General features: G+C 45.0%; 10 protein-coding genes. 5 read left to right on the plus strand and 5 right to left on the minus strand.

The features are described from left to right. Positions 1-227 precede the first annotated feature (227 nt). The 4 genes from RID09_RS12560 to RID09_RS12575 all read left to right on the plus strand — a co-directional run bounded on the left by RID09_RS12560 (position 228) and on the right by RID09_RS12575 (position 3,880). Entirely contained in the window at positions 228-1,361 is a 1,134-nt protein-coding gene (locus RID09_RS12560) for an ABC transporter ATP-binding protein (protein WP_446336278.1), read from the plus strand. Positions 1,362-1,366: 5 nt separating this feature from the next. Then, positions 1,367-1,774 (plus strand): hypothetical protein, encoded by a 408-nt coding sequence (locus tag RID09_RS12565; RefSeq protein ID WP_446336279.1) that lies wholly within the window; start codon positions 1,367-1,369, stop codon positions 1,772-1,774. Positions 1,775-1,776: 2 nt separating this feature from the next. Then, on the plus strand, positions 1,777-2,892 hold the full coding sequence (locus RID09_RS12570) for an ABC transporter substrate-binding protein (RefSeq protein ID WP_446336280.1): 1,116 nt from the start codon (positions 1,777-1,779) through the stop codon (positions 2,890-2,892). A 106-nt stretch (positions 2,893-2,998) separates the two neighbouring features. Next, on the plus strand, positions 2,999-3,880 hold the full coding sequence (locus tag RID09_RS12575; protein WP_446336286.1) for an ABC transporter permease: 882 nt from the start codon (positions 2,999-3,001) through the stop codon (positions 3,878-3,880). 53 nt (positions 3,881-3,933) lie between these two features. Here RID09_RS12575 and RID09_RS12580 read toward each other — a convergent pair whose 3' ends face one another. The 5 genes from RID09_RS12580 to RID09_RS12600 all read right to left on the minus strand — a co-directional run bounded on the left by RID09_RS12580 (position 3,934) and on the right by RID09_RS12600 (position 9,348). Beyond that, positions 3,934-5,322 (minus strand): amidohydrolase family protein, encoded by a 1,389-nt coding sequence (locus RID09_RS12580; RefSeq protein ID WP_446336281.1) that lies wholly within the window; start codon positions 5,320-5,322, stop codon positions 3,934-3,936. Positions 5,323-5,669: 347 nt separating this feature from the next. After that, positions 5,670-5,966, minus strand: a complete 297-nt coding sequence (locus RID09_RS12585) for an Mpo1-like protein (protein ID WP_446336287.1) — start codon at positions 5,964-5,966, stop codon at positions 5,670-5,672. A 74-nt stretch (positions 5,967-6,040) separates the two neighbouring features. After that, entirely contained in the window at positions 6,041-7,621 is a 1,581-nt protein-coding gene (locus RID09_RS12590) for a mechanosensitive ion channel family protein (RefSeq protein ID WP_446336282.1), read from the minus strand. 406 nt (positions 7,622-8,027) lie between these two features. Further along, the gene (locus RID09_RS12595; protein ID WP_446336283.1) at positions 8,028-8,852 is read right to left on the minus strand and encodes a M90 family metallopeptidase; all 825 of its coding nucleotides are present in this window, start codon (positions 8,850-8,852) and stop codon (positions 8,028-8,030) included. 106 nt (positions 8,853-8,958) lie between these two features. Continuing rightward, positions 8,959-9,348: a hypothetical protein gene (locus RID09_RS12600; RefSeq protein WP_446336284.1), complete on the minus strand. Its 390-nt coding sequence runs from the start codon at positions 9,346-9,348 to the stop codon at positions 8,959-8,961. A gap of 236 nt (positions 9,349-9,584) precedes the next feature. On the opposite strand from RID09_RS12600, the gene RID09_RS12605 reads away from it, so the two are divergent. Then, positions 9,585-10,352: a hypothetical protein gene (locus RID09_RS12605; RefSeq protein WP_446336285.1), complete on the plus strand. Its 768-nt coding sequence runs from the start codon at positions 9,585-9,587 to the stop codon at positions 10,350-10,352. The last annotated feature ends 247 nt before the right edge of the window (positions 10,353-10,599 follow it).

Here is a 10,599-nt window from a genome sequence, read left to right on the forward strand (position 1 = left end):
GCATTCCAGGGGACATTTTTGACTAACCGCGTGCAGGATCATGGAGCCAGAGAGCAATGTTCCTACAGGTAACAGGCTATGTCTGGGAGCAGTGGAAATTTTAGCGGGTCAGTTATCTGAAGCCACCCCACACAATTAGTAGACAGATAAAATAGACCCAAGTATAAAAATCAGATCGGGTTTCATCGGTTAAATCAGGGCGACTTTGTGTTAGTGAATGAATTATTATGTTTCAACCTTCCGTCAAAGACCAACGCGCTCCGGATATTACGGCTGAGCTTGATGTTGAACTCCGTAAGGTTTTCAAGGTTTTCAACGGCGAGACCGCCGTTCGGGGAATTGACCTGAAGATCCGACGGGGAGAATTTTTTAGCATTCTCGGTCCATCGGGTTGCGGTAAAACGACCACCCTGCGCTTAGTCGCAGGATTTGAGTCCCCATCGGCGGGTGAGGTCTTGATTCAAGGGCAATCTATGAATCACATACCTCCTCATCGCCGACCTGTCAATACGGTATTTCAAAGTTATGCTCTATTCAATCACCTGACTGTTGCGGAAAATGTCGCCTTCGGGTTGCGACTGAAAAAGCTCAAGGGGACAGATGTTGAGGATCGAGTCAAACAAGCCCTCAAACAGGTGAAAATGGAGACTTATAGCAATCGATTTCCCGCTCAACTATCTGGAGGACAACAACAACGGGTAGCATTAGCACGAGCCTTGGTGAATCGTCCCACGGTTCTGTTGTTGGATGAACCCTTGGGGGCTTTAGATTTTAAACTTCGCAAAGAAATGCAGGTGGAACTGTCCAACTTGCATCAGGATTTGGGGTTAACGTTTATTATGGTGACCCACGACCAAGAAGAAGCTTTGAGTCTGTCTGATCGGATTGCTGTGATGCGGGCGGGGAAAATTGAACAAGTGGGCAATCCCACTGAAATCTATGAACGTCCCCGTACCCCCTTTGTGGCTGATTTTATTGGTGATACAAATCTGTTTAAGGGTCGTTTGCACGCTGCCGATTCCTCTACGCTACAGATTATCACGTCCAGTGGTTTAGAGATGGTTGTGCAGTCCCCTGAGGTCAAAGAATGGGGGAGTAACTCGAAGGAAATGGTGGTTAGCGTGCGTCCGGAGAAAATTCGCTTGAGCCTTTCACCGCCTTCCTCAACCGTGAATTGCTTTGAAGGTCGTCTCAAACATGTTATGTATCTGGGAACTCACGTTCACTTGGTCGTGGAACTCCTAACCGGCGATCGCCTGACGGTGATGCTGCCGAATAATACCATGAATAAGCTACCCGAACCCCATACCTCAGTGTACGCCCGTTGGACAACGACCGATTGTATCGCTTTGGAGGAGTAATCACTATGGCAGAATCAGGAGTACGGTTGTTTTTATCCGAATTGGAGTCCCACTGTAACTCAAGTGCGATCGCGACGTTCCTCAATAGTAATGGTGACTCCTTTGCCATTGACCTTAATCGTCAGGGAAATAAGGTAACCTACGGAACACAGTTGGATATCAAGGAATTCTTTGTCGCCAAACTTTTGGGGGGATGTCAACCCCATGGTTCGTTAATCCTGCGTTCTTTTACGCCTGATATTGACGAATTTACCCAATTACCCATAAAAGAATTACGCGGCTATGTCCTGCAAGGGAATGGGAATGATCTCGAATTTGAGAAACTTCCCCCCAAGATCATGTTTGCCTGTCACAACACTGATGCGGAAACCGGCGAACCTTTGCCCCTAGAACAATCTGTCCGCTATTGCTAAAAATGATTAACCAGCCAACATCCCGAAAACGACCAACCCGCCGTCAGTTTTTACAAGCGGCGGCTTCAACTTTACCCTGGCTAACGCTGTCAGGGTGTGGCTGGAGACTGGCAAATGTGAGCCCTGCAGCGGGGAGTCAAAACGATGGCAATCTGTTATACATTTATACCTGGTCTGGCTATACTGACCAAGATTTGTTAGACCGCTTCGAGGCAGAAACAGGTATTAGAGCGATCGCGGATGTCTATGATTCTAATGAAGCGATGCTGGCTCGACTACAGGCGGGTGGCGGGGGCGCTTACAGCATCATTTACCCTTCGGAGTATATGGTGCAAAAGATGATCAATATGGGGATGTTGCTAGAACTCGAACAATCCCGCATTGAGGGGATATATCGGTTGTTTTCCCGTTTTCAGGAAGCCGATTATGATCCGGGGAATCGCCACTCTGTTCCCGTCAGTTGGGGAACCACAGGCTTGATTTACAACACCCAGCAAGTCCAACCTCCTCCAGAAGATTGGGACTATCTGTGGGTGTATCAGCAGCAATTGGCAAGACGGATGACCTTGCTTAATGATGTGCGAGAAGTCATGGGCGCTGCGTTGAAAATGTTGGGGTATTCTTACAATTCCACCAACGTGGAACATATTCAAGCAGCGTATCAAGCCCTGATGGACTTAAAACCTGCGATCGCGTCTTTTACGTCCGATGCTTGGCGTCCCCAAATTCTCAGTGGAGATTTGAAAATCGCCATGTGCTATTCTTCCGATGCCACTGAAATCATGCCAGAAAATGAAGATTTACGCTATGTGCTTCCTGAAAGTGGTTCCTCACTCTGGATTGATACCCTAGCTATTCCCAAAACCGCTCCCAATATCGATGGCGCTTACGCTTGGATTAATTTTATGTTGCAGCCGGATGTCGCCGCACGCATCGTCGAACGCCTCAGCTTTGCTACCCCCAATAAAGCCGCCTATAATCTTTTACCTCCCGAACTTAAAAATAATGCCAGTCTATTTCCCCCAGAAGAAGCACTGGAACGGTGCGAAAATTTGGAACCTTTAGAAGAAGTTGAAGCCGTCTATGAACGCTACTGGACAAAATTAACCAGCTCTTAGTATAAATTCAGGCATTTGTCAATAATTCATAATTTATCATTATACTGTGTCTACCAACAAAAAAATTTCTCCTACCTCCTTACCCAATCCCGCAGCCACGGATAGTATGGCTGAACCATCGTTTATAGAAGAACCCACAGGTCAAGGGCGCCGATGGCTAGAACCCTTGGCGTTATTAGGACCGGCTGGACTGTGGCTGTTTTTATTGTTGGTTTTACCAACCCTAGTCATCTTTGAGTTGAGCTTGGTTCCTGATATTAAACCTGGGGATATTGTCAACCCCTCTGGATTGGAGAACTATCTGCGCGTCTTTGAACCGATTAATCTTCAGGTGATGGCGCGATCGCTGTTTTTTGCGGTGGGTACGATGGTGATTTGTCTGATGTTGGGGTTTCCAGTAGCCTACTGGATTGCTCAGATGGCACCGAAGCGTTGGCAGAATTTACTGTTGTTGGGGTTTATTTTGCCTAATTTTACCTCCTCTCTGTTGCGCTCTTATGCCTGGATTACGATTCTGCGACCCACAGGGGTACTCAATAGCATATTAACGGCGATTGGTTTACCCGCGTTGGAACTTTTAAATACCAGTTCGGCGGTATTAATTGGTATGGCGTATAGTTATTTACCGTACATGGTGTTAATTCTCTATGCGTCTTTAGAGAAATTGGATCAGCGTTTATTAGAAGCGGCGGCGGATTTGGGGGCTAATCCGGTGCAAACGTTTTGGAAGGTAACCATACCCCAAACCTTTTCGGGTATTGCAGCCGGTTCGATTCTGGTGTTTATTACCGCGTTAGGGGATTTTGTTGATCCGGAGTTGTTGGGGGGGGCTTCCAGCATGACGGTATCTCGTCTAATTTACAACCAATTTCTGGGAGCAACACAGAACTGGGGATTTGGTTCAGCGCTGAGTATGGTGTTAATTTTTGCCGTGAGTATTGCGATCGCGCTTTTGATTAAGTATGGGGATATGGAACCGCAGCGCTAGTAATAAGAGACGTTCCGCTGGAACGTCTCTACTAATCAGGTTGCTCTCTAGTCTTAAACGCTACCAACCATGAGTTTTTCTGGTAGTGATTGACGCAAACGCTCGCCGTATAAGGCTAACGCATTCCCCGCCAACAGTAGTCCTAGATGTTCTCGGTCATAATCGGCAACAGTTGCAGCATCCTGGACACAGCCGTGCAGCACACCATCCCAGTGACCATAATCCCCAGAGAAACAGGTTAAATGCTTACCAATCTCACCCATCGCCACGGGCAAATAAGCCGGACCTGGATCATCGGATTCAAAGGAGGTAAAAATTTGACCTCGTTCAAAATACTCTAAGGGGTCACGGTGACGCAAGTCATAATGTTCATACAAGCTAGCATCATCAATTTTGGTCGGATCATGTGCCGCATTCCACAACAAATCAAACAGGTTTTTCGCCTGAGAGATAATGTTGACATTATCGCGTCCGCCTTTTTCTTGAATCATCAACTTGGTGAATTCCATTAAAGAGGGACGATAGGGATGTTTCGGGTCAAAGTCGCGAATCCGCTTTTCCCAATGTTCGTGGAATGCATGGGCTAAATCTGGCACCCAACCACAACCGCCTTCTAAGAAGCCAACCCGTAAGGTGGGGAATTGTTCAAACGCCCCGTCAAATACCATCCGCGCTAATGCCAATTGTTGCTGGTTGCGCTGGACGAAAATATGGTTGAGGACAAAGGTTTCCAGATGATCTGCAATTCCGCCCACCATGTAGGAACCAGGTCCACCGTGAATCCCTAAGCCAATATTTAAGTCTACCGCCGCTTGTAAAATCGGACGGAAGTCAGGATGGCTAATTGCCTTACAGGTGCGGATTTCGGGAAACGCATCGGGGGCTTTGGGATGGGGGATGGGCATATTTGGCGCAACGGCGACGCTAATCATCCCCAATTCGTTGACGCAGCGATACATTTCCTTAACCGCTTCATCTACATCCTGAAGACAAATAACCCCAATGGGTTTGAGGCGATTATCGTAACCCCGGCAATCATCTGCCATGTAATTGTTGTAGGCGCGGCAGAGTGCGATCGCAAAGTCTTTATCCAGAATACTGGAAAAGATCAGATTCAGCGTGCCAAAGATAACATGGACATCGATCCCCTCTTGATCCATGTGTTGAATCCGCACCCGGTTGAACATCGCACCTAATGTGGTATCTGGATGCAGATTGCGAAAGCCGCCTTTACCTAACCCTTGAGGTTGGGGAAACATCCGCAGGAAGTCATTTTTCCCGGTTTCTGGATTAAAGTCGATAATCTTTGCCCGTTGATCACCGAGACTATCAATCACTAAACCGACGCGATCGCGATACTCTGGTTCTAGATAATCTCGCATAATCATCGGATTCTCTAGCTTATGAGCATCCGCATCGATCACTAGCAAGTCTTGATACATTCTCACTCCTCAATGTATTGATGAAGGCGTGAAGTACCCCAACTTGCTTCGCTGAAGTTGGGGCTTCCAACTAGCAAGCAAGGACGGTCTTATTCGTCTTCGGGATTTCCCGTTTCATCCGCCGACGCCTCCAAAAGTTACCTTTTATTGGTCTTACTCAGCGTCCACAGGCAGCCGTCCGCCTTCCGCAGACAGTAATATTATTGTTAGCCCGCTTGGTTAGAGCGGTTTATGGTTAGAATTCTAACCGGATAATGGCTCGCCTGGGTAGAAGGAAAAAATGCCCCAGGGATTTGGTATTACCCATCTCCCAGACGTAGCATGCTACGTCTCTACACTATGCCCAATCACCCCTTCCTGGCGGGACGCAAGCCAAACCAGTTCTCGAATGACCAAGACAGGGAGGCGAGGATGGTGATACCGGGATACTTGCGAAACGCGGGTTCGTTTTTCTCAAAGAACGCATGTCCCCCTAGAGCAAAGACTTGGGTAAGGATGAGGCAAACCAAGGTTAAGCGCCAATCATAGAATAGTAAAATTACGGCTGCGATCGCGAGTAGGTTGGTGAGGTGGTGCAGCCTCTGATTGATCGGATGCCGATGAGAGGCGATGAAATGGGCTTTTGCTTGTTGGAAGTTGTTCAACAATGGGACTCTCCTACAGTGACACTCAACTCAGCCAGCTTAAAACATTTTAGTGCCGTGGCACACCTATTAAATTATTCTTCATTTTTAATCAGAGCCGGACAGAGAATACCTTCGGATCGCAAGGTATCCATAAACATCTTCCGCAGAATGCGCTGGATTAGAATATGCTTTCCTGGCTGTACCTTTGTTAATGTCCGCAGCAACAAGTTAGACTCCCCTAGACTTTCCACACCCTCTACTTGTGTGGTTTCAAGGACATCGGGATAATTGGCTTTTAATTCCTGTCCTACCTCTTCAACAACTTGATAGACATGGGCTAAGTTGGCATTATAGGGTACGCAAACTTCTACGACGGCAAATATGTATTCTTTGGAGTAGTTAATCACTGAGCCAATCGCACCATTGCGAATAATCTGTAATTGACCATTAGGATGTCTGAGACGAGTGGTTCTCAGTTCAATCGCCTCCACCGTCCCCTCGACGACTTTCTCTTCCACGTTCCCGGCTTCAATATAATCCCCGACTAAATAGTAGTTTTCAAACAGAATAAAGAAGCCACAAACCATATCGTTAACCAGTTCCTGAGCGCCAAATCCTACCGCTAGACCAATAATACCCGCACCCGCTAGGATAGGAGTTGGATCAATATCAAGAGTATACAGGATAGAAACCCCAACGGTGAAATAAATTAAGTATTGCAATATACTGCGAAACAGTGGAATCAGGGTTAAGCGTCTGCTTCTTTGCCTCTCGGTCAAATGTTTCTCTTTAAAGACTAATTCTTCCGCCAGTAAATAAACCACATCATAAAACACCCGACTCAAGAATATCAGGGTAATAATTTTGATAATTCGCAGCCAAAAATCGGACAGGTTGGCGATGACTTCAATCTGCTGAGTTACCAGTGTAGCGATGCAGGCGTAGAGAACCAATTCCAAACACCGCTTCAAAAAGGGGATGAGGTGGCGTAGGCGATCGTAAAATCTTAATAGGTTATCAGGGCTAGAGTATCTGATACTGAGAGCATCTAGGATATCCACGATCGCGGCTGTCGCTTTAATGATGAGTAATCCAACCGCGATGATCAAATAAATGCGTAGGGCGACAAAAATATAGCCAGAAATTACGGCGGGTAAATTTAAAAACAGACTACAGGAACCGATTATCCACAGCCAACTCCCCCATTTTATTCTTTTATAAAGTTCGCTAAAAAAAGCATCAATACTTTCATCATCGGTGCTGCTGCTGTCTAGGTTTTTGGCACGAGTGTTCCCTAGTTCGAGGCAGTATTTGATCAAGGCTAGAGCGATCGCCGCTAAAATGACCGCACCAAGACTTTGAGCCATGCCAACTGCCAAGGCTAGCCAAAATCTGGGTGGAATAAGCCTAATCAGGTCGAGTGTATATTTTTGTAAGTCTTTCCCTTGATAGATCAAGAAAACATTAACACCGATAATCACCAGGCATAGCACTGAGCCAGTCAGAAGTAATAATCCGGTGATGTTCCGACGCATGATTTTGACTTGTGGAGCGCTGATATTAAATAGTGGGTATTTAATCAACAGCTTTGATGACTGACTCACAAGCCAAGTCAAAACCAAGAAAATGACAATTACCAGACTGACTTCAGCCAAAATAATTAATGCGTTCATAATTTTTCCTCAGCAACACTACCCTTAACTATTTAATTATGATTATGTTGGCATATTTGTTCAGAACATTTGGTATCAAAAAGGTTAGCCGAGTTTTCGGCATGAATAAAATAAAGGTTCTTTACTTATCCTTTTATGGTAGCAAAAAATGGCATGTTTGATAGTTTTTTAAAGTCTGCTACTATCCAGAGATGTTTTGAGAGCATCCCAATTTTGCAGGTTAGCTGTTTTAAAGGCGCTGAAACCATTGCAGGCAGTGCCGTGACTTTGGGGAATGCTTTTTCCCAAACGGGATGATCCCGATGTTTTCAGCTCCTCTAGTTCGGAGCCATTTTCCTATGAATTGGGATGCTCACGCTATACCTCCTATTCTGAGAATAGTCCAAGATCACAAAGCCCTTGTCGTTCACGTCCACTCTAGTGGGTCTAACTTATAATAATGTTTCAATTGCCGATAAAGTGCATCATGTTTCCTCACCATTTGATCAGGTTTTTCAAAGAACGTCTCTGTCGCTACAGCAAAAAATTCGGCGGGTTCAGTCGCACCGTATTTATTCATCACTGTTTTTCTACCGCGTTGAGCATCACTTTGTAATTGCTGATACTCTTGTGTAAATACCTGCGCCCACGTCAGATAATCAGTCTTAGATTCAAGCTTCGGTACACCGTTAATCATACCATCGCCTTGATCGAGCTGATGGGCAAATTCATGGAGAACCACATTATGTCCATCCTGCCAATTCTGGATATCATATTCGATTTGCTCCCAGGATAGGACAAGTTGATCTCGCGTCCAAGATTCTCCCAATCTCACTTCATCTCTTTCTTCTACGACATAATCACTGATTCGCTTCGTCGGTTTGACCCGATACGCGCTAGGATAAACAAGGATTGAAACCAAATTGGGGTAATAGTCACCGCTATCATTCAGTAAAAGCAGACAAGCTTGGGCAGCAATTGCCAGTTTGATTTCTTCCGTAATCTGTAATCCTCCACAGCCAATAAACTGTTTTTCGGCTAAAAAAACAGTAATGTAACCCTGGAGTTTTCGTTGTAAGGATTGAGGAAGACGGTGATAAAATAGAAATTTTTGCTCGATAAATGTTTGCCAACGCCCAGGAAAAGGTTTATTTCGGATACGGTTACGTCGCCATTTAGTCAAAAGTGGACTTAATAGAACCCACGCGCAAATGCCAATAATAATTAATAAAACAATAATAGCTTCAAGCATATATTTATTGTAAGTTTTAGTCCTTACCCCCATCCCCCCTAGCCCCCCTTTAAAAGGGGGGGATAAAGGAGGGTGGTAGAAGGGAGCAAGAGGCGAGGTTAAGTGATTACTGATACTCCAGGAAATCATGGAGGATTTCATCGGGTTCGTCATCGATGTCTTTCCAATCCTTAGATACCTCAGACGCGATCGCGGATTTTTGTGTTGGCTTAGTTGTCTGGGTGGGCGACGATGGGGCGGTTGGGGTATTATTAGCTTTTACCTGACTCAGTTTCGCGACTTGTTGGCTGAGGCGGTCAACTTTTTCGGCAAGGGTATCCAATTGTTCGACAGTAGCATAGCGTTTTGCTTCTTTCCCTAGCTGTAAAAATTGAGTCAAAATTTCTACAACCGCCGAGTCAAGGGAGTCGAGTTGGTGTTGCTTTTGGTAGGTTGTCAGAGATTGGTAGAGGGAATCGGAAATAGAAACGCTAGGGACTTTTTTGTTAGAATTCATCGTTTTTGTGGTTCAATATAGAGTACAATTGGGGGATACAGTTCTCATTTTACTTACATTACAGCGTTTCAGTTGTCACAATAGATTTTTCGTAAAGTAACCAAAAAAAAAGCATCTGTTAATTACCCTCTTGAGTAAAAATACAAGAGAGATTTAACCAATCCCGAAAAAGCTAGATGTGACACGTTGGGTGCAGAACTTCGGTCATCGGTCTGTTTTTTAGGAGCAATTCCCTCGTGAAAACTATTATTATATCGGGACTGGTGTTAGCATTCGCGATCGCCTGCCATTCTCCCTTACCCTCTAAGCCTAAAGCTTCCGTCAGTACAGCCCAAAGCAGTACGGATACATTAGCATCGAACGCAAGCCAACAGACTTCTGGTTCTGAAACCTCAATAGTTAGCGATAATCCAACAGTTGGTAGAGTTAAAAGTATGGTTAATGGTGACCTAATGTGTTACGTTACCCTGGTTGCTGAAAATAATATTGAATATGAAGTCGGTGCAACTTTTGATATCTGTGCCAACTCTAACCTATTTGTTAATCAAAAAGTACGCCTTTTTTATGAAAGAATTCCTGTTAATGATTGCCAAAGTGCTGAACCCTGTGGCAAGACCAGAATAGAGTCTCTGATTACCCAAATGGAGACTATTGGAGGCGGAAACTCTGAAAATCCCGGAAATTCACAAACACTAAGTAATGGTGACTGGACGATCACGATTGGTAATTGGGATTCTTGGTCAGGAGTGAATGGAACCGGAAATCTGAGCTATCGGGGATGTGATTCCCAAGGTAACTGTATTAATTTAACAAGCGGTCGAGTGACCTGTCGCGATGGGCTATGTACAATAGGGTGGAGAAATGGAAATTATTTTTATGTAATTGAACAACCAATGGATAATCCAGATCGTCCTGAAATATCCGAGAGTTCAACAAGACTTATTGTCCGTCAAGGTTCTGAGATAATTCTAGACGCTACAGGATTTAAAATTGTCTATCCTTAGCCTTTTCCTAATCAGAATTATCTACATTACTCTTTAATTCCTGTACCTTTTAGACGTCGCCTAACTTCAGCTTCTGAACGGTACATGATTTTTGACCGCTAACTCTAATTACCGGAAAAGCGATGGGTGAAGGCTCCCACGCTCTTTAGCTGGGAGATGAAACCGAGCGAACCGTCTAGGTAGCGAATAAATTCGCCAGTCAAATAATTCGGATAACGTTCTACTATTGTGGTAATGTAAATACAAG

It is taken from the genome of Coleofasciculus sp. G1-WW12-02, from assembly GCF_040219735.1.
Classification (GTDB): domain Bacteria; phylum Cyanobacteriota; class Cyanobacteriia; order Cyanobacteriales; family Coleofasciculaceae; genus Coleofasciculus.

What these genes read in the sequence shown, in the direction of transcription:
- RID09_RS12560 (WP_446336278.1), top strand. Translation starts at nt 228, where the DNA reads ATGTTTCAACCTTCCGTCAAAGACCAACGCGCTCCGGATATTACGGCT.
- RID09_RS12565 (WP_446336279.1), top strand. Translation starts at nt 1,367, where the DNA reads ATGGCAGAATCAGGAGTACGGTTGTTTTTATCCGAATTGGAGTCCCAC.
- RID09_RS12570 (WP_446336280.1), top strand. Translation starts at nt 1,777, where the DNA reads ATGATTAACCAGCCAACATCCCGAAAACGACCAACCCGCCGTCAGTTT.
- RID09_RS12575 (WP_446336286.1), top strand. Translation starts at nt 2,999, where the DNA reads ATGGCTGAACCATCGTTTATAGAAGAACCCACAGGTCAAGGGCGCCGA.
- RID09_RS12580 (WP_446336281.1), bottom strand. Translation starts at nt 5,322, where the DNA reads ATGTATCAAGACTTGCTAGTGATCGATGCGGATGCTCATAAGCTAGAG.
- RID09_RS12590 (WP_446336282.1), bottom strand. Translation starts at nt 7,621, where the DNA reads ATGAACGCATTAATTATTTTGGCTGAAGTCAGTCTGGTAATTGTCATT.
- RID09_RS12595 (WP_446336283.1), bottom strand. Translation starts at nt 8,852, where the DNA reads ATGCTTGAAGCTATTATTGTTTTATTAATTATTATTGGCATTTGCGCG.
- RID09_RS12600 (WP_446336284.1), bottom strand. Translation starts at nt 9,348, where the DNA reads ATGAATTCTAACAAAAAAGTCCCTAGCGTTTCTATTTCCGATTCCCTC.